Here is an 18352-nt window from a genome sequence, read left to right on the forward strand (position 1 = left end):
GCGCGCGGGCTCAGGCGGAGCGGGCGACCTTGTCGACCGCCGCGGCGACGAGCCGGTCGAACTGCGCGCGGTCGACGCTCTCGCCCTGGAAAGCCCGCAGCCGCGCCCACACGGCGTAGTCGCCGACGCGGGCGTACGCCACGAGGGCGCGCTGCTTCGAGAGCGGATCGTCCGGGGTCTCCTCGACGACGAGCAACTGGTCCGCTCGGCCCCGGTCCCCGTCGCGGACCGCGAAGGTGGTGGTCAACGGGGTTCCCCCGTCGTTCTGCACCACGATCGGGCACCGGCAGACGTAGGCCGCGACCGCGGCGATGTCGGGCCGGCGGGCGACGACGGCTTCCGTGAAGGTGGACCGCCCGCCTCCCTCGCCCGCCGCGACCCCGGCGAGGGAGGCGGCGGGCTGGGTGGCACCGTCGAACATCGACACCGGCGCGCACGCGGACGGCGAGTACGTGGTGCCCGTGGGCCGCTGTCCCGTCAGCGGCTCGAGCACGGCGCGGACGACGTCGTCGTCCATCGCGAAGTCCGCCATCGACATCCCCGACGGAAGATCGGCGGCCGCGAGCACGAGTTGCCGCGATGAAGCCGCCGGCGCGGACGCGGAACTCGACGGTGCCGCGCTCCCGTCGGCTCCCGATCCGCTTCCGCAGCCCGCCAGGGCCATCGCACCGAGGGCGAGCATCGCGCAGAGACCACGTGCCGGTGTCATGGTCCGACACTAGCCCGCGACGAGGTCCTCCGTCGTGGACCGGCCGCGGACGGCGACGCTCGCCACCCAGTACAGGCCCGCGCTCACCAGGAAGGTCGGGACGGTGGCGCCCACGGGGCTCACCCAGAGGTAGGTGATCGCCGAGGAGAAGGCGACGCCCACGATCCACACCGTCACCGCGATCGGGTTCCATCCGCCGCGGTACCAGTAGTCGCGCGACCCGGCCTCGGCGAGCGACGCCGCGTATCGCCCCCGCCGCAGCAGGTAGTAGTCCACGACGATGATCGCGAAGACGGGGATGAAGACGATGCCGATGGCGGTGAGGAAGGAGGTGAACTTGTCGAGCAGCGCCAGCCACGCCGACCCCGCGATCGAGATCACGCCGAGTCCCAGTGCGGCGGGCAGGAATCGGATGCGTCCCGGCTCGGCGTTCACCAGCGAGGTGACCATCCCGTAGACGGCCATCGAATTGGTCGCCATGACGGAGAAGAAGACGACGCCGGCGAGCGGGACGCCGAACTCGGCCACGATCACCGTCGGGTCGAAGGGCGGCGCGTCCGTGCCGTTCGCGAGCAGCCACGCGATCGCGGTGGCGCCCAGGGCCATCGCGGCCACCGTCGAGGCGATGTAACCCAGGCCCGAGCCGATCACGCCGCCGCGCTCGCTCCGCGCGAACCGGTTGATGTCGGCCGAGAGCACCGTCCACGAGATGGCCGTGGCGACCACGATGTCGAAGATGCCGAGGCCGCTGAGGCCCTCGGGGTCGCGGGGCAGCGCGTTCAGGCGGGCGAAGCCGTCGCCGAACATGTCGATGAACAGGTAGGCCATGATCGCCAGGATCACCACGGCCAGAATCGGTTCCACCTTGGCGATGCCGGCGTGGCCGAAGATCGCCAGGGACACCACGATCACCTCGCACAGCACCGAGAACAGCACGGGGTTCGAGTAGCCGGTCTGCTGCTCGATCACGTAGTTCACGGTGACGCCGGCGAGCATCGCCTGCACCCAGCTCCACCCCATGAGCACGGCGATGTTGGCGGCCACCGGGATCCGGCTGCCCCGCACGCCGAAGGACGCCCGGGTGAGCGCCATCGTCGGCAGCCCGGTGCGGGTTCCCACGTTGCCGACGGCGACGAGCACCAGGGCTCCGACGACCGTGCCGACGACGATCAGGACCAGGGCGCTGCTCAGCGAGACGGACCGGCACGAACAACGTGCCGGTCAGCATGGTGGTCACCACGAGGTTGGCGGCGAGCCAGATGGCGAAGACCCGTCCGCCGCTGAGGTCGCCCCGCACGGGCGTCCCGTCGTCGGCGCCGGCGTGCAGGTGCGCGTCGAGGCGGCGGTAGTAGCGCAGCATCAGGCGGCCGAGAGGTGCTCGTGGACTGCGATCAGCGCACCGTCGGGCGTCGCGGCGAAGACGATCGACTCGCGCTCGCGGGTCTCGGTGCGGGTGCCGTCGCCGTCCTGCGTCACCGTGTGCACCGCGTGGCTGAAGACGGCGGTGGCGCCGACGGCCGTCACGAGGCGCTCGCTGCTCTCGCAGGAGACGACGTGCCAGCCGGAGTCGACCCAGCCGGCCCAGAGCCGCTCGTACTCCGCGCGGTCGGCCAGCGTGCGTGGCTCGGTGTGGAAGACAAAGGTCGCCGCTGGGTGGAAGCCCGCGAAGTAGCCCTCGGTGTTCGTCGCGGCGAAGGCCTCGATGATCCGATCGGCCGCCGCGAGCACCTCGCCCTCGGGGATCGTGATCTGCATGTCCAGCCTCCTGACCTGCGGTTCCCGGCTCCGGATCGGCCAACTGTAAGCCCGATCACAGGCCTCCGCAAGCAGTTCGCTCCGCAGGGGAACGCGTTGACGCATGATCTGCGCGCTCGATGCGATGAATGTGCGCCAGATGCTGCGTAATGCGAATCTCCGGTGCATCATCTGTACGACATCTCACTCCGAAAGCGCGGTGGGCGAACTTCGGGAGGAATCCATGGACGAGGTCGACCGGACCCTGGTGGCACTGCTCAGCCGCGACGGCCGGCTGAGCCACCGGGAACTCGCCACCGCTGCGGGCACCACCCGCGCGACGGTCGCGGCGCGGATGCGGCGCCTGCTCGACTCCGGGGCGTTCACCGTGCAGGGCGTCGTGCATCCGTCGGTGCTCGGCCGGGGATCGATCTGCTACGCCCGGATCGAGGTCGACGGTGCCGCGGCGCCCGTCGCCGAGGCGGTCGCCGCGCGCGCGGAGGTCGTGTACGTCTCGCTCACCACCGGCCGTTTCGCGGTGGCGGCGGAGGTCCGCGCGGCTTCCGATGACACCGTGGACGCGGCCCTCGCCGCGCTCCGCGGACTGCCCGGCGTGGCCCGGGTCGATGCCCTGGCCTACCGCGACGTGATCCGGGACGCGGTCGGGCCGGTGGGCGAGGCGACGGCACACCTCGACTCCGCCGACCTCGCTCTCCTCCAGGTCCTCGAGCGCGACGGCCGGGCGTCGTACGTGCGGCTCGCCGCCGCGGCCGGGCTCTCGGCGGCCGCGGCGCGGCGCCGCGTCCTCCGCCTGGTGGAGGGGTCCGTGGTGCGGATCGGCCCGATCGTCAGCCGCGGCGCGGAGCATGCCATGGGCATGGGGATCCACGTGCGCGGCGACGCGCGGGACGCGGCCCTCGACACGGCCGCGGTGCCCGGGGTGAGCTTCCTGGCCCGCACCGTCGGATCCTTCGACCTGCTCGCGACGGTCCGCGCCCCGTCGGCGACCGGGCTGGCGGACGCCGTCGACGCAGTGCGCTCGCTGCCCTCCGTCGCCGGAGTGGAGACGTGGTCGCACCTGCGGTTCGTCAAGGAGTCGTACGCGTCGCTGGGCGCGACCGAGTGAATCAGTGCGCCTCGGCCTCGATGAGGTCGAGGTCGCGGACACAGTAGCGGTGGTGCTCGAAGGTTTCGGTGAGCACGGTGCGCAGGCACTGCCCCACCGAGCGGCCCCGCGCGTAGGGCGGCCAGACGTCGTCGTCGGGCACGGGCGCGGGCGCCGCGAGCTGCTCCTGGGTGGCCCCGTCGAGCCAGCCCTCGAGTTCGGCGGCCTGGGCGTCGCGCGCGCCGACCACCTCGTCGAAGCGCGGGTCCGCGGCGAGGTCGAGCCCGTGGGCCCCGCGGTAGGGGGCGATCTCCGGGCCGAGCCCCATCGGTGTGAAGGTGTCACGCGAGCCCAGGCAGCAGCGACGGAACCAGGAGTCGTGGACGAAGACCAGGTGTCGCAGCGTCTGCGCCGCCGACCACTCGCCGCGCACGGTGCGGCGCTCGAGGCCGGGGGCGCGGCGGATGCGCTCGACGGTCACGGCCCAGTCGGCGTGGAGCGTCGCCGCCGCACGGCGCAGGTCGGCGGGCTCTTCCGAGCGGATCAGGGCGCGCACCGGATACCGCCGGTCGAGCTCAGACTCCACGTATTCGGTGACGTCGACGCCGTTCACCACGAGACCGGAGACGAGGCCGTCGACCACGACGTCCTGCATGACGGCTCCGACGAACCGCGCCCCCGACAGGTCGCACTCGCGGAACTCCGCTCCGCGCAGATCCTCGTCGACGTACCGGACCATGATGCGCATCGTATGCCCGCGGCCGGCTTCGCCGTGGCCGTCTGGAATCAGGCGAGCTGGTCGAGGTTCGCCGACAATCCCTCGGCGCCGTCGACGAACAGCTTGTCCACGGCGAGGGTGAGCACCGGCTCCAGGAAGCGGAGGAGGCCGTGGAAGGTGAACTCCACCGCATAGGTGACGGCGCTGCCCGCCTCCTCGGGCGCGATGGAGATGGTGTCGACCGCGGTCACTGAGCTCTTACGGCCCCTCAGGCGGATCAGCGACGTGGGCTGGAGATCGGTGAGTTCGTAGTCGAGGTCGGTGGTCGCACCGGCGAACCTGCTCGTGACTCGGTACGTCGAACCCACGCCACCGTTCCCCAGGAGGCGCGTGACCCTCACGGCGTTGGGGTCCCACTCCTGAGCGTTGGTGAAGTCGGCCAGGTAGGTGAAGACGACGTCCACGGGCGCGGAGGTGTGCACGGTGTGCTGCTTTGTGATCACGCTGTGTCCTTCCATAGGTGTGCGAGCTGGGTCTGCGAGCTCGGATCGGCGGGCGGAGTGGCCGGTCAGGGAGCGATCCCTGCGAAGGAGCGCACGTCGCTCCAGACGGCGCGGCGGTCGCTCTCGCTGAACTCGGTGCGCCGCAGGTAATGCTCGGGCCGTTCTGCACGGTCGTGCCAGAACCTGCCGTTCGCCGGCTTCGGGGTCGTCGCCGCCAGCCACACCGCCGTGTCGGCGCCCTGATCCGCTTTCCGCAGCAGCGGGCCCGCCACCGTGGTGAAGCCGGGCAGCGAATCGGCGACTCCGGGGGTGGCCACCCAGCCGGGGTGCATCCCCGCCACGGTCACGCCTGCCGACTCCCACCGCTGCGCCAGGATCGGCACCATCGCCACCTGGACACGTTTGCTCCGTGCATACGCGACGGCGCCCTTGTACTCACCGCTGCGGTAGTCGAGATCGTCCGTCGGGAGTTCGGCCGTGTACATGCCTCCGGACGACATGAAGATCACGCGGGCGTCTGCGGCGGCCGCCAGCTGCGGTTCCAGCAGATCGGTCAGGAGGATCGGCCCCAGCACGTGCGTCGCGAGGGAGAGCTCGTGACCGTTGCTCGCGGCCGTCCACTCCGGCGGCATCACGCCGGCGTTGTGCACGATCACATCGACGCCGTGCGTCGCGAGCCGTTCGGCCACATCGGGCAGCGCGTCGAGGTCGGAGACGTCACCGAGCTCGACGGTGACGGTCCCATCCGGCCGGCGCCGGACGATGCGGTCCCGAACATCCTCGGCGCGCGCACTGTTCCGTCCCATGATCACGACCTTCGCGCCCAGGTCCGCGACCTGCTGCGCGATCGCGGCCCCGATGCCCGACGTGGCTCCCGTGACGACGACGGTGCGCCCGGTCAGTGATCGAGGGGGCGGATCGCCGTCGTCCCACCGAGACCTGCGCAGCGCATAGCCGATGTTCGAGTATCCGAACACGATCGATCGGTCGAGTGCCGTATCGAACAACCTCAGTCTCGGGCCTCTGCGCCCACTGGTCATGTGAACCCCATCGTCGATCCGCTGACTATCCGGACACCCTGTATTCGTCGCCGTCGGCCATCCGGATGGATCGCCTGCGCTCAGGGGACGATGTGATCTCCCGGCCGCCGTTCGACGGCTCTGCCCGACCGGACTTCGATCCCCAGCTATCTCCCCACCGCAGCCGCGGCGCTCACCGAGGGCGGAGGGGCGGACGTGGCGATCGCCGCGGCGGGGGCGGGTCCGCGTTGTCCTCGGCGTGTCCTGCCTGTCCGCCGGCGGCCGCGTGGTCGTCCTCGCGTTCTACGAGCAGGCGATCGAGTTCCAGCCGACGCAGCTCATGCTCGCCGAGACCGAGGTCGTGGATGCCGTCGGCTACACGCACGAGGGGTTCGACGAGGTGATCACCGCGATGGCCTCCGGCCTGTACGACCTCACCGGCTGGGTCCGGGAGACGGACCTGGACCTCACCGTCGAAGCCATCCAGGCGCTGCGTGCTGGGAGCGGCGCGAAAGTCCTGATCCGAGCCGGCGAGTCGCGAACGGTGCACGGGGGACCGACGACTAGACGATCCGGGTCGGGAAGGCAGGTGTAGGGTCCCGACCCACTTGGCGACTGTCACCCTTCTCACCTGCACTGCATCACGCAGTCCCACGGAGTTGGCATCTCGTCAGTCCCAGCAACATGGCATTTCCACCACAGCACTCGGGCCGCCGCCGGACTCCCACCCCTGCAGCAGCACCGTTCCCACAACGTTCGACGATTCGCACCTAGAACTGTGGCTACGAATTGATCAGCCGGACCACGTAGGGCATCGCGCCGTCAGTGCGCAGCGGCGATACTTTGACTGTCGATCCGGACTCGGGTGCCTCAAGCATCTGGTTGTCCCCCAGATAGAGCGCTTCGTGCTGGCTCGCATCCGGGCCAAAGAAGATCAGGTCACCCCGCTTGATCTCAGCGAGCGGAACCTTCTGGCCGATGTTGTACTGGTAGCCGCTGTAGTGCGGGAGCTTGATACCGACGGCAGCAAATGCGAACAGCGTCAGGCCCGAGCAGTCAAATCCGGGGTTCTCGAAGTCACGGAAGGTATCGGCAACGCCGCCGTCGCGGACCCCGACGGTGGGGCCGTTGATGTCACCACCCCCCCAGGAGTATCTGGTGCCGACCACCGACAGGCCCCGGGCAATGACCGTGTCAATCATCTGCTTGCCCGACATCGACGCGACCGACACCGGCGTGGCCGGCGCTTGGACTGCAGGCTCCTGAGCTGCCGCTTGAGCCGGGACCTGGGATGCGGTCTGCGCTTGCGGCGCGAACCCGAACAGGCTGCTCAGCTGGCCCAGCAACGACGACGCTGCGGTCGCGGCCGACGGTGGTCCCCCGGGCGCCGACACTGCCGGTGCCGCAGAAGTAGCCGCCGTGGGTGCGCCTGCGTTCGGCGGTGCCGCCTGTGCAGGAGCCGGCTGCGAGGAAGGCACCGTCACTGTCTGCTGTTCGCTGACGATGTACTGGTCGTAGATCCGCTGCTGACCTGCGGTATCCCCGGACTTCGCCTTCGCCTCGGCGAGCGCCCTCGCGGCGGTCTGTCGCCGCACATCCAACCGTCGGCGTTGATCGGTTGCCGAACGCAGCGCCTGCAGGGTCTGGGCCACCGCCCCCTGTGCGCGGGTGCGGCGGTCGGCAGCCGCGCCAGCCGCTGCATCCGCAGAGATTTTCGCGATCCGCGCAGCATCGCGGGTCGATCGCGCCCGCCGCTGGGCGTCGTTGAGGCCGGTGACGGTACCGGCCTGGGCGGCAGCAACGCGCCGAAGAACCGCGGCGCGGTCTACCGCCGTTTGCCCATCCGGGGCGGTCAGAGCATCCGCGACCCCGCCAGAGGTGTTCCCCTGCATGTAGGCGGCACGGAGCATCTCATCGAGTCTGCGCTGAGCAGCATCCACGGCCCGGTCGGAAGCCACGGCCTCCCGATCTGCAACCACTACCGCATTCGTCGCGGCTCGCGCAGCGTCGGCGGCCAACGCCACGTCGATCACCGTCTTGTTGACTGACTGCCGCCGAATATCAACGTCGTTCTGCAACGCCGCGATCTGCTGATCAAAGTCCGCAAGGCGCACGATCAACGAAGGAACCACCGCCACCGAGTGACCTGCCCGAGGGTCGTCGCCCACGTGCCGCGCCCACGCAGGATCCGCTCCGCCGACCACGATCGCCGCCACGATCGTCACCGCCGCTGTCCGCTGCATTCCAGACGCCCATCGATGCTGATTCACCACGGAACATCTCCTTCAACGAGCCGACCGACTCCCGCGGGGAGGTTGTGCCCACGCGAGGGGAGCAGACATGGAATATTGTTGGTGCGCAATCTCTTTACGCGAAGGTCTGACGCGTCGCACCAGCACCCCTTGAGTACCATCCGAACCGTACGTCACAGACGCCACAGAGGGAAGCAGTGATCGAGCAGATGCAGAGCCCTAACAGCCACCTACAATGGGGTTGGCCTGCGGTATTCAAGATTCAATCAAGATCCTGCTACTATCCACGATAGTACTAAGGAGGAGTGCGACCCTTGCCTGGTGAGTTGGAATCGGCGGTCATGCAAGTGCTCTGGGACAGTGAGCACGCCTTGAAGGTGCAGGAGGTGGTCGACGCCCTCGACACCGGGCGAGCGCTCGCCTACACCACGGTGATGACAGTTCTCGACAACCTCCACCGCAAGCAGTGGGTCCAGCGCGAGAAGGTCGGCAAGGCCTACTTCTACGAGCCGACACTCAGCCGCGCGGAAGCTGCCACCCAGGCGTTGCGTGAGGTGCTGGACGCATCCGGCGATCCTGAGGCAGTGCTGCTGCACTTCACCGAGTCCGCCTCGGACGAGGAATCCAAGGTCATCCGGCGGGCCCTGCGCCGTCGGTCACGGCAGCAATAGACTAAGCCCGTGCGCGAGATCCGAATCCGGATCCGGATGAAGGGAATGAGTACACGATGACGGTGTTCGCAGCATTGGTCGTCGCGGCAGCCGCGATCGCGGCCGCCGGGCCTGTGCTGCTCACCCGCGCGGGCCGTACGCGGCTCGATCCGGTTGCCCTGCTCATCGGCTGGGTGGGAGCGCTGGCTGTGCTTGGACTGCTGACGGTGTTGGCGATCGTGGCACTGGTGCTGCCGCTGCACGCCGATTACTCGGTAACCACTGCGTTCGGGGACTGCTGGTCCCTGGCGGTCCATGGCACCGTGCCGCAGGGACGCCGGGCGACCGGCGCCGCACTAGCTGCGCTCATTACTGGCGCCGTCGTGATCTCCGGCGTGCGCTGCGTTTTCGTCCTCACGCGCCGGCGGGCAGTCGCGACGTTGCATTGCGACCGAATCAGGCTGGTGGCCAGTCCTGCCACCAGGGACGGCCGAGTATGGTGCCTCGAGCACAACGCCCCCTTGGCATTCGCCATCGCCGCACCCAGCGGCGGGATGGTGGTCATCTCTCGCGGCCTACAGAACTTGTTGGCGCCCTCCGAGCTGGCGGCCGTGCTGGCACACGAGCACGCGCACCTCCGCGGTCGCCACCACCTGATCGTTGCCATCACTGAGGTCATCGGGCAGGTCCTGCGCCCGATCCCGTTGTGCCGGCAGGCCCCAAGCGCCGTGCGGGAATTGGTCGAGGCCATCGCTGATGGAGCAGCAGCACGTCGGCACGGGGCTGCCACGGTACGCCGGGCGCTGCTGCAGATGGCCGCCGCGCAATCGGTGCATCAATGGTCCGAGACAGCAGGGCGGGGCCCTGCTCTGGCGATGGCGACCACCTCGACCTCGGCGCGGGCCCGCCGCCTACAGCTCCCCGCAGCAAGCCGCGGTGCTCGCGTGCGGCACTGCGGCACTGTCGCCGCGGCCACCGCGCTCGGATCGGCCGCTACGGTGGCGCTTGCAGCCCTCGTCGTATCCGCAATATCCTGCCCAGCGTTCTAGCCCTCTGCACCGACGGCGCCGTCACTGGTCGACCCTCGACTGCCGGCGTGGATCACGCTTGTGTCAGTCGGCCACGCCGACCCAGGCGGCTTCGTCGACAGTGTGCCAGCTGACCTGGCACTTCGCTCGAATTGACCGCCGCGACAATCCGTCGCGCAGGTCACGGCGGTCGCCGCAAACAGGTCCACCTTCGACATCGATGACGATCCAGATCCAGGCATCAACAGGCTCCGCGGCCGCTCAAACCCCTTTCAGCCCCAGGACACCAGCATCATCCACCGACGCCGCGGTGACGCAGAAAATCGCGAACACTATCTCCGTCAGTCATGACCGTGGATACCGAGGTCAGTTCGTGCCGACCTCGCGGAGCTCCTCGGCAAGGATCGCGTCTAACTCTCCGACAGCTTGCCAATCCGCACTCCGGCTCGCCTCACTAGCAGTAATTTGCAGTAGCATAGCGGAGTGGCTGGGCATTCGAACGCCGGAAGATACCGCATCGGTGGGCACATCATCGAACTCCGCGCGCCCCGGCTCGCGGACGCTGAGTCGTGGCGGCGCACCAATCTCGAGAACGAGAGCCGGCTGCGTCCAGCGTTCGGCAGCCCAGACGGCGATTGGGACGAGGAACACTCTCCGGCTGCGTGGGCTGCGATCTGGTGGAGGTCGATCCACGACCCCGACGTGCGTATCGCACGCGTCCTCACCGTCGCGAACGGAGCACAGGACACCGTCGTCGGCTACCAGGTATGGGCCGGGCAGGACCCCCGCACAGGGCACGCCGAAGCATCGGTCTGGGTCGCTGGACTACCGAATTCATACGAGGTCACAGCGTTTTTCACCGCCGCCTGCGTCCTCGACATGCTGAACGCCCATCCCGATCTCCCGTATGTGATCGCGCCGATGGCGGTGCACAATCGCCCGCCGATCGCCCTCGCTGAGACAGTCGGGTTCACTCACTTGCAGACGCTGCGTCAGCTTCGCGAGTACGACGGCCGGGCAGCCGACCATTCGATCCACTACCTCTCGAACACCGAAGCCTCCCGTGCGGGACTGGCCGCGATCATCTCCACGATCGGCGCGGAACCGCTGGCGCCGCGACCCGCGGACCGCGTGTCACGTGCGGCGGCGCTCGGGCTGATCCGGCATAAGGTGCGTCGATTGCGCACGCGTGCACGGACCCTCCGCGCCACGCCGACGACCCCGGCATGCGTCATCGGTCCTACTCGCACCGAGCACGGCCACGAGGTCAGATTCCACTACAGGGGGCACGAATACTCGGTGACGTTCGACGGCCGCCCCGTCGGGGACGTCGGTGTCCATATCGATCACGGAAGCTCGACCACAGCAATCATCGATCGTCTGCACCCGCACATCGACTCGGAGACGGCGAGCGCGGTCCTCGCCGTGGCGTGCCGCGAAGCTGCGGAGAATCAGGCCACCCGACGCCTGACGGTGGCACTGGCGGAAAGGCACAGTCCCGCCGTCGCTGCCCTCCTCGACCTGGGTGGTTGTGACAGCTTGAATGGGCCCCGGCTCGACGGCTTGATCTGGCCCCGTTTGCGACTCGCCGGTGGTGTTGCGACGGTTTGATCTGGCCCCACCTGATGGTTGCTCGTGAACTGAGTTTTGCGAGCCGAAGCAGGTGGTGGCTAATGATGGGATCGAAGGTGGAGCTGTTCGCGCAGATCCGGCGGGACGCCCGGGTTGAGGGCATGAGTATTCGCGCGTTGGCGCGCAAGCATGGGGTTCACCGCCGGACGGTGCGGCAGGCTCTGGCTTCTGCGGAGCCGCCGCCGCGGAAGAGGCCGGAGCGCTCGTCCCCTCGGCTGGATCCGTTCAAGGCGGCGATCGATGCGATGCTGCGCTCGGATCTTCAGGCCCCACGTAAGCAGCGGCACACCGCGACGCGGATCCGGGAACGCCTGGCTATCGAGCACGACGCGACTGAGTTGTCGTATTCGACGGTGCGGGATTACGTGCGTGTTCGGCGGGCGCAGATCGAGGTGGAGGCCGGCCGCCGGCGGGAGGTGTTCATCGCGCAGGAGCACGCGCCCGGGGCGGAGGCGGAGGTCGATTTCGGCGAGGTCTGGGTGATCCTGGGCGGAGTGAAGACCAAGTGCCACATGTTCGTCTACCGGCTTTCGCATTCGGGCAAGGCCATTCACCGGGTCTATCCGACCGGCGGGCAGGAAGCGTTCCTCGAAGGGCATGTGGAGGCGTTCCGTGAGTTGGGCGGGGTCCCGACCCGGCACATCCGCTACGACAATCTCACCTCGGCGGTGGTCGCCGTGCTGCAGGGCGGGGACCGGCGACGACAGGAGAACCCGCGCTGGACGCTGTTTCACTCGCACTACGGCTTCGATCCGTTCTACTGCCAACCGGGCATCGCTGGCGCGCATGAGAAGGGCGGCGTTGAGGGCGAGGTCGGGTGGTTTCGCCGCAACCGGCTGACCCCGATGCCGCAGGTGGACTCGCTCGATGAGCTCAACGAGCAGATCAAAGCCTGGGAGGACCGCGACGAGAGCCGCCGGATCGACGGACGACTGCGCACCATCGGCCAGGACTACCAACACGATCGCGCCGCGTTAGCTCCGCTCCCGGACGAGGACTTCGATCCCGGTCTGATCCTCACCCCGCGGGTGGACCGCTCGGCGATGATCACCGTTCGGATGGTTCGCTACTCGGTGCCGGCGCACCTGATCGGCCGCCGGGTCCGGGTTTCGTTGCAGGCCTCGCAGCTGCTGGTCTACGACGGAAGAACCCTGGTCGCTCGGCATCCGCGGGTCGCCGGCCGCGGCATCGCGAAGATCGACCTCGATCACTACCTCGAGGTCCTCAAGTTCAAACCCGGTGCCCTGCCGGGCTCGACGGCGTTGGCGCAGGCCCGCGCCGCTGGGGTGTTCACGCCCGCGCATGATGCGTTCTGGGCCGCTGCCCGAAGAGTGAACGGCGACACCGACGGCACCAGCGAGCTAATCGACGTCCTGCTGTTGCACCGCACACTGCCTGCAGCTGCGGTGATCGCCGGCATCGATGCTGCACTGCGGGTCGGGGCGGTGACCGCCGAGGTTGTCGCAGTGGAGGCCCGCCGCGCCGAAGCCCTCGTGCTCACGCACGCCTCGGCCGCGGCCGACCAGACAGGTGGGGCCAACGCTGGCCGTCATCTCGATCGCCATGCCGAACGACGCGAGCAACGAGTTGTCAGCCTCACCCAACGACGCCTCGCCGACCCTGCTGCGGTGATCGCCGGCCTGCCACCCGACCGGCGACCGCTGCCCAGCGTTACGGCCTACGACCGCCTGCTCCCGCAGCACCGGCGACGCACTGCCTCCGACGCGCTACCTGCGCCGGTGGACCCACCACCGATCGAAAGGCCCACCCGACTATGACCGCAACCGCCACTAAGAACCAGACGAATGCGCTGGCCCCGTCGTTGCGGCGACGCGGCGGCCTCACCGAAGAAGCCGCCCTCGCCGCCGTTGACCAGGCCTGCCGACGCCTCCGCTTGCCGACAGTGCGGTCGATGATCGACCAGCACCTCACCGCCGCGGCCAAGCAGCAACTGTCCTACCAGGGATTCCTCGCCGAACTTCTGCTCGCCGAGGTCGACGACCGCGACCGGCGATCTACCGTTCGCCGCGTCAAAGCCGCGGGGTTCCCGCGGGAGAAGTGGCTGGCGGACTTCGACTTCGACGCCAACCCCGACATCGAAGCCGCCACCATCCACCAACTCGCCACCGGCGACTGGATCCGCCACGGCCTGCCGCTCTGCCTCATCGGCGACAGCGGAACCGGCAAAAGCCACCTACTCATCGGCCTCGGAACCGCCGCCGCCGAACAAGGCTTTAGAGTCCGCTACACCCTCGCCACCAAACTGGTGAACGAGCTGGTCGAAGCCGCTGACGAGAAACAGCTCGCCAAGACCATCAACCGCTACGGCCGCGTCGACCTGCTCATCATTGACGAACTGGGCTACATGGAACTCGACCGCCGCGGCGCCGAACTGCTCTTCCAAGTCCTCACCGAACGCGAGGAGAAGAACAGCATCGCCATCGCCTCCAACCAGTCCTTCTCCGGCTGGACCGACACCTTCACCGACCCCCGCCTCTGCGCAGCGATCGTCGACCGCCTGACCTACCGCGGCACCATCATCGAAACCGGCACCCGCAGCTACCGCCTCGCCCACACCGAAACAGCCACCGCAGGCTAAGCGCGGCGTTCGTCCTTGACTACCGACAGATGCCGGCGCAAGGCCCGGTTCTGGTGAGTGACATAAACCACGGTCCACCGCGTCGTCAGATTCGGCAACGGCTCCTCATCCTGCAGCTTCACCCGCACCGACACCTGATCACCAAGCTGATCATCACGCGCGATCACAAACTCGGCATACGCACGCACCGACTCGCGATCCCAACCAGTCGGCGCAACCACACTGCGCACCCTCGATCGCCCGTCCACGCCCAGAAGACTAAACCGTATTCGCCGGTGGGGCCGAACGAAACCGCCCTACCGGGGCCAGATCAACTTGACATAGCCACCTGGGCTTCGTTTCCGAAGGCGTCACCTTACCCTCCCTCGGCGACAGGGCCACTCCGCGCGAGTCGTGGACCCGTCTGCACCACCCCACAGCGAAGGCCCCGAAGCCAAGCTAGACGGGGCGGGACCGCGCGAGGAGGGGCCGGTCCGCGGCGACGTGACCGGCTTGCCGGAGGGAAAAGCGCCTTGAGCGTGATGCACGCGTTAGTGGGCGGGCGCACCACTTGATGAACATCATGGCCGAGCTGCGGGCCGTGGGGACGACAGCAATCCAGGCCTCGATCTCGGCCTGGCTCCGCAACCCCAGCACGGCGCTCCCCGATACCCCTAGACGATAGCTCCAGCGACGCTCATATTCGCGAACACCGCCCCTGTCCGATTTGGCGGTGATGCTCACATTCGTGAACACGTGACGCTCAGATTGGCGAACAGAGCCACCCTCGCCGCCGCGGCGTAGGTCGTCGCACTCACGAGGCGCTGCCGCCGTGGTGAACCGGGCGTCGTTGTTTGACCGCCGTACCGAGCCCAGTCGTCTCGTCGCCGGAGCGTCGCCGCGGCATACGTCGGGCCGGTACACATTCCTACCCGCACCGCCCGAGCCCCGGACGCCACGCCCACCCTCCTGACATCTGCTGCAGCACGGTCATCTCTACTCGCCGCAGTCAACGCCGCGAACCCCACCGGATCAGCCAGAAGACCGTCACATCCGCGCCCGACGACTCACCCTTCGACGACTCACGAATGCCGGTGCCCGGCGGTCGTATCCACCGCGACAGGAATCTTCGCCGAGGATGCGCACACCCCCGCAGGGCATTCGCTCACCTGTAGCGGCTGCTCAGGCTCGCCACCCCGCCACGACCAGCGTATCCCCCAGCGGGTGGCGACTGCGGCACCCATGGCGAGGACCGAGACCACAGCGACCAGGGGCTGCAGCGGCGCCCACACCGTCAACGCTCCCGATGCGCCCAGCATCGCGATGACCACTTTGTTACACAACGGGCACCCCACCGCGAGCGTCGACAGGACCACGCCGGAGGTGCCTCGAACGGCCCCACGATTCCGCCCGGCCACCACCGGAGCTGCCAGCCAGGCGGCCGCGAGAATGGTCACGACCGCGAGGACGAGGTAGTCCCACCAGCGCACCGGCGTCATCCGGGTGAAGACAGGATTGGGAAGCACTCGGGAGGGCATCGCGATCACCAGTGCGATCAGCGCACCGCCGACCGCTGCGTGCCACCACCGCACCCGCCCGGCGGCCGCACTCCGGGTCCTACCTGCCATTGCACACCTGCTCATCCCTCACGAGGCGTTCCTCGAACTCATCAGAACTACTAGATCACATAGTAGTTCTTTGTGGCGAGCCCGCCCACGCCCCATCTACTATGAGACATAGTAGTTATCTACTAAGACAGTTAGTAGTTATTTCAGGAGAGGCCTGGCCGATGAAACATCTCTCTAGCGTGCCGGATCCGGACGTGGGCCTTCCAACGGTGACGGAATCCGTCGGAGTGCCGGTGCGGCATTTCGCGGTGCAGGCGTCGGAGAGGATCTCGACGATCACCGGTCCGGTGGGCGGTTGCGATCCAGTGAACGAAGCGGAGCCGCAAGGACTGTCCGCTACGTACGTGCTAGACGCGGTCCGCGCCCCGGGTGTGCTCCGGATGCAGTACGAGGGCCTACGGATCGGCGCCGAGGCCGACGATACGCAGGGGCGGTTCACCTGCGAGCGCGATGTCAGTCTCGCGGCGGCCCGCGGGCGGCCGGTCGCTGTGACCGAGCGGCTCTCGGGGATCCCGGCAGGCGAGTGGGATATTCGGGTGCGAGCAGCGTGGACACCGGCTGCGACGCAGGCGTCCGAGGTGGCGGGCGAGATGAAGCTTCCGGACCAGCAGATGCGTGTCCGGACGGTGTTCGCGCCTCTGGCACACGGGCCCGCGGTGGCAGCGTGGTGTTGGCCGCTACTGGTGGGGCTCGGCTCTGTCGTCGCGGTCGCGCTCATGGCAGTGAACGTCTCCCTCGCTGGCGGCTCTGCATTCGCGGCGGTGGGGATCAGCGGCGTGGCCTGTGCTGTGGGGTTTCTCGGCGCGCGGTTGTGGTTCTTGGCAATCCTCGGATGCCGCTACGGAAGCTGCTGTCCTCCGGAGCCTGCATTCAGGGGTTCAATGCCGCTGCCGCGTTGGTTCTGGTGATGGGGGCGCCGGCGATCGGACTGTCATAGGGCGCGGTGCTCGATGCTGCCGCCCCGGCGCTGCTCGCAGGGATGGCCGTCGGGAGGCCGGGGTGTTGGCTGACCGGCTGTTGCGCTGGAAGAGTCACAGTGTCGCGGTGGTCACTGTGGTCGTCGGACCGGAGGGTGGCCGCATCACGTTATCCGGTGCAGCTGTTTGAAGCCGCGGCGTGCGGGACGCTGGCGATAGGGGCCGAATTCCTGTTTCTGGGTGTCCGGCACTCGGGAGCGAACTTCGTGGTCGGACTCGCCGCCTACGCGCTGGTCCGGCAGGTGCTGTTTCCGCTGCGCTCCGACCCGCACACCCGGTGGGGGCGTACCGCGGTCGCAGCAGGTGCTCTTGCCGCGATCGCGGTGGCGATATGGGTGATGATGTTGTGACCAGTCGGCGGGCCGACCGGGATGTGCATCAGACAGATCCGGACGGGCCTCGCCCATTCTCCGTTCTGGTCAGCGACCTTCCGGCGACGCCAGGGCGCTGGATTTGGTCCACTGCTGCCAGGGCACACTCCAGTCACCGTTCTGCCATTGCTCGAGAGGTTCGCCGCCAGTATTGCGGATTTCGACGATGTCGCCGGGGACCGAGAAGTCGAAGAACCATCGAGCGTTGTCACCGTTGAGGTTCAGGCACCCGTGGGAAGTGTTCGTATTGCCCTGCGCCCACACAGAACTGTCAAGTTGGTGCAGGTAGATACCATCTGTGCTGATCCGTGTCGCGTAGTTGATCGTCTGCTTGTACCCCAAGCGCGAGTTGATCGGTAGCCCGTAGGTGGACGAGTCCATCACCACCGGATTCGCCTTGTCCATCACGGTGTAGACGCCCCGTTGTGTCCAGAAGCTGATGGTGTTGCCGTTGATGATCTCGCTGCCGCCCATGCCCATGGAGGTGGGCATCGTACGGACGAGATTACCGCCGTCGTAGACGGTGACCGTCTTGGTCGCGTCGTCGGCGATCGAGACGTGCGAGGCGCCGATGGTCGCACTGGCACGCACGTCCTCGGCGCCGTAGAGGCGCTCGCCGAGGCGGACACCGTAGAGCGCGGCGTCCACGGTGATCTGAGTGCCCGGCGTGTGGTATTTCTCAGGTCGCCAATGCGCTTCGGTATTCGAGACCCAGCACCACGCTCCCTCGACCGCGGGTGTACAGGTGACTTTCATACGACGTTCTGCCTCGGCGCGGTCTGCGATGTCGGTGTCGAACTTCGCCACCAGCACCAGCCCCACACCGTAGGTCCGCCCTTCGCCGACCGGGGTGCCCGCCGTCGTTGCCAGCTCCATCGTCGCCTGCGCCTGTGGCGCGAGAGTGGTGAACGTGCTCTGCCGTTCGGTCCGGCGTCCTGCCTCATCGACCGCGACCGCTCGCAAGCGGTAGGTGCGGCCGAATCCAAGGGGCTCACCGGCCGACCAGGATTTGCGCGGTGCGTCCAACGTGCCGGCAACGGCGCGTCCCGCCTCGTTGGTGAGCGTGACTTCGGCGAGGGCGCCGGTGCCCACGACACGCACAGTGACCGGTGTGCGGGGTGTGACCTCCGCGGCGCCGTCGGCCGGCGCCAGCTCGATCAGTGGCACGGCGCCCGACGGTTTCGGTGAGGACGAGGATCCGCTCAGCGGCACCGCGCCCCGCTCGGCACCGCAGGCGGACGTGATCGCGACGGCTCCGATTCCGGTTGCCGTCCGCGCCAGCAGAGTTCGCCGTTGCAGAACCATTCAGCCTCCCTCGACCCGCCTCATCACGCAACTACTAATTTGCATAGTACTTTATGGTGAGTGGTCGAGCCCGCCAGGTCCGCAGGCGAGGTACTCTCACCCGCTCCGCCGGTACAGGTACCAGGCGCGGCGAGTCGTCGAGC

Annotated in this window: 19 protein-coding genes; 9 read left to right on the plus strand and 10 right to left on the minus strand. The window is 68.2% G+C overall.

Annotation, left to right across the window (positions count from 1 at the left end; genetic code table 11):
• Positions 1–10: 10 nt before the first annotated feature.
• From WFK95_RS24095 to WFK95_RS24105, 3 genes are all read right to left on the minus strand, one after another.
• A complete protein-coding gene (locus WFK95_RS24095) occupies positions 11–709 on the minus strand; it encodes a hypothetical protein (RefSeq protein WP_336672223.1) in 699 nt (232 codons plus the stop codon).
• A 9-nt stretch (positions 710–718) separates the two neighbouring features.
• Positions 719–1849 (minus strand): purine-cytosine permease family protein, encoded by a 1131-nt coding sequence (locus WFK95_RS24100; protein ID WP_336672224.1) that lies wholly within the window; start codon positions 1847–1849, stop codon positions 719–721.
• A 219-nt stretch (positions 1850–2068) separates the two neighbouring features.
• Positions 2069–2464, minus strand: coding sequence for a YybH family protein (locus WFK95_RS24105; RefSeq protein ID WP_336672225.1), 396 nt, complete (start codon positions 2462–2464; stop codon positions 2069–2071).
• A gap of 223 nt (positions 2465–2687) precedes the next feature.
• Here WFK95_RS24105 and WFK95_RS24110 point away from each other — a divergent pair, with 223 nt between their 5' ends.
• On the plus strand, positions 2688–3569 hold the full coding sequence (locus WFK95_RS24110; RefSeq protein WP_336672226.1) for an AsnC family transcriptional regulator: 882 nt from the start codon (positions 2688–2690) through the stop codon (positions 3567–3569).
• Between the two features lies 1 nt (position 3570).
• On the opposite strand, the gene WFK95_RS24115 is transcribed toward WFK95_RS24110, so the two are convergent.
• From WFK95_RS24115 to WFK95_RS24125, 3 genes are all read right to left on the minus strand, one after another.
• Positions 3571–4287, minus strand: a complete 717-nt coding sequence (locus tag WFK95_RS24115) for a DinB family protein (protein WP_224645578.1) — start codon at positions 4285–4287, stop codon at positions 3571–3573.
• Between the two features lie 47 nt (positions 4288–4334).
• A complete protein-coding gene (locus WFK95_RS24120) occupies positions 4335–4769 on the minus strand; it encodes an SRPBCC family protein (protein WP_336672227.1) in 435 nt (144 codons plus the stop codon).
• Positions 4770–4834: 65 nt separating this feature from the next.
• A complete protein-coding gene (locus WFK95_RS24125; protein ID WP_224645576.1) occupies positions 4835–5809 on the minus strand; it encodes an SDR family NAD(P)-dependent oxidoreductase in 975 nt (324 codons plus the stop codon).
• A gap of 238 nt (positions 5810–6047) precedes the next feature.
• Between WFK95_RS24125 and WFK95_RS24130 the strand changes: the two genes are divergently transcribed.
• Entirely contained in the window at positions 6048–6383 is a 336-nt protein-coding gene (locus WFK95_RS24130; protein WP_336672228.1) for a hypothetical protein, read from the plus strand.
• 187 nt (positions 6384–6570) lie between these two features.
• On the opposite strand, the gene WFK95_RS24135 is transcribed toward WFK95_RS24130, so the two are convergent.
• A complete protein-coding gene (locus tag WFK95_RS24135) occupies positions 6571–8061 on the minus strand; it encodes an NlpC/P60 family protein (protein ID WP_336672229.1) in 1491 nt (496 codons plus the stop codon).
• A gap of 284 nt (positions 8062–8345) precedes the next feature.
• On the opposite strand from WFK95_RS24135, the gene WFK95_RS24140 reads away from it, so the two are divergent.
• From WFK95_RS24140 to istB, 5 genes are all read left to right on the plus strand, one after another.
• Positions 8346–8711: a BlaI/MecI/CopY family transcriptional regulator gene (locus tag WFK95_RS24140; protein WP_336672230.1), complete on the plus strand. Its 366-nt coding sequence runs from the start codon at positions 8346–8348 to the stop codon at positions 8709–8711.
• Between the two features lie 56 nt (positions 8712–8767).
• Positions 8768–9739 (plus strand): M56 family metallopeptidase, encoded by a 972-nt coding sequence (locus WFK95_RS24145; protein ID WP_336672231.1) that lies wholly within the window; start codon positions 8768–8770, stop codon positions 9737–9739.
• 462 nt (positions 9740–10201) lie between these two features.
• Positions 10202–11329 (plus strand): GNAT family N-acetyltransferase, encoded by a 1128-nt coding sequence (locus tag WFK95_RS24150; RefSeq protein WP_336672232.1) that lies wholly within the window; start codon positions 10202–10204, stop codon positions 11327–11329.
• Between the two features lie 65 nt (positions 11330–11394).
• Positions 11395–13128 (plus strand): IS21 family transposase, encoded by a 1734-nt coding sequence (gene istA, locus WFK95_RS24155; RefSeq protein ID WP_336672268.1) that lies wholly within the window; start codon positions 11395–11397, stop codon positions 13126–13128.
• A complete protein-coding gene (gene istB, locus WFK95_RS24160) occupies positions 13125–13949 on the plus strand; it encodes an IS21-like element helper ATPase IstB (protein ID WP_336672233.1) in 825 nt (274 codons plus the stop codon). The genes istA and istB overlap by 4 nt, the downstream gene beginning before the upstream one ends.
• Here istB and WFK95_RS24165 read toward each other — a convergent pair.
• A complete protein-coding gene (locus tag WFK95_RS24165; protein ID WP_336672234.1) occupies positions 13946–14197 on the minus strand; it encodes a hypothetical protein in 252 nt (83 codons plus the stop codon). The genes istB and WFK95_RS24165 overlap by 4 nt on opposite strands.
• A gap of 813 nt (positions 14198–15010) precedes the next feature.
• Entirely contained in the window at positions 15011–15556 is a 546-nt protein-coding gene (locus WFK95_RS24170; RefSeq protein WP_336672235.1) for a hypothetical protein, read from the minus strand.
• 161 nt (positions 15557–15717) lie between these two features.
• Here WFK95_RS24170 and WFK95_RS24175 point away from each other — a divergent pair, with 161 nt between their 5' ends.
• Positions 15718–16464 carry a hypothetical protein gene (locus WFK95_RS24175; protein ID WP_336672236.1) on the plus strand — a complete coding sequence of 249 codons (747 nt, stop codon included), beginning with the start codon at positions 15718–15720 and terminating at the stop codon, positions 16462–16464.
• 35 nt (positions 16465–16499) lie between these two features.
• A complete protein-coding gene (locus WFK95_RS24180; RefSeq protein WP_336672237.1) occupies positions 16500–16883 on the plus strand; it encodes a prolipoprotein diacylglyceryl transferase family protein in 384 nt (127 codons plus the stop codon).
• A gap of 69 nt (positions 16884–16952) precedes the next feature.
• Here the strand turns inward: WFK95_RS24180 and WFK95_RS24185 are convergent, their stop codons facing one another.
• Positions 16953–18209, minus strand: a complete 1257-nt coding sequence (locus WFK95_RS24185) for a L,D-transpeptidase (protein ID WP_336672238.1) — start codon at positions 18207–18209, stop codon at positions 16953–16955.
• Positions 18210–18352 lie beyond the last annotated feature (143 nt).

The organism is Tsukamurella sp. USMM236 (assembly GCF_037148755.1).
Taxonomy (GTDB): domain Bacteria; phylum Actinomycetota; class Actinomycetes; order Mycobacteriales; family Mycobacteriaceae; genus Tsukamurella.

What these genes read in the sequence shown, in the direction of transcription:
- WFK95_RS24095 (WP_336672223.1), bottom strand. Translation starts at nt 709, where the DNA reads ATGACACCGGCACGTGGTCTCTGCGCGATGCTCGCCCTCGGTGCGATG.
- WFK95_RS24105 (WP_336672225.1), bottom strand. Translation starts at nt 2,464, where the DNA reads ATGCAGATCACGATCCCCGAGGGCGAGGTGCTCGCGGCGGCCGATCGG.
- WFK95_RS24110 (WP_336672226.1), top strand. Translation starts at nt 2,688, where the DNA reads ATGGACGAGGTCGACCGGACCCTGGTGGCACTGCTCAGCCGCGACGGC.
- WFK95_RS24115 (WP_224645578.1), bottom strand. Translation starts at nt 4,287, where the DNA reads ATGGTCCGGTACGTCGACGAGGATCTGCGCGGAGCGGAGTTCCGCGAG.
- WFK95_RS24125 (WP_224645576.1), bottom strand. Translation starts at nt 5,809, where the DNA reads ATGACCAGTGGGCGCAGAGGCCCGAGACTGAGGTTGTTCGATACGGCA.
- WFK95_RS24145 (WP_336672231.1), top strand. Translation starts at nt 8,768, where the DNA reads ATGACGGTGTTCGCAGCATTGGTCGTCGCGGCAGCCGCGATCGCGGCC.
- istA (WP_336672268.1), top strand. Translation starts at nt 11,395, where the DNA reads ATGGGATCGAAGGTGGAGCTGTTCGCGCAGATCCGGCGGGACGCCCGG.
- istB (WP_336672233.1), top strand. Translation starts at nt 13,125, where the DNA reads ATGACCGCAACCGCCACTAAGAACCAGACGAATGCGCTGGCCCCGTCG.
- WFK95_RS24170 (WP_336672235.1), bottom strand. Translation starts at nt 15,556, where the DNA reads ATGGCAGGTAGGACCCGGAGTGCGGCCGCCGGGCGGGTGCGGTGGTGG.
- WFK95_RS24175 (WP_336672236.1), top strand. Translation starts at nt 15,718, where the DNA reads ATGAAACATCTCTCTAGCGTGCCGGATCCGGACGTGGGCCTTCCAACG.
- WFK95_RS24185 (WP_336672238.1), bottom strand. Translation starts at nt 18,209, where the DNA reads ATGGTTCTGCAACGGCGAACTCTGCTGGCGCGGACGGCAACCGGAATC.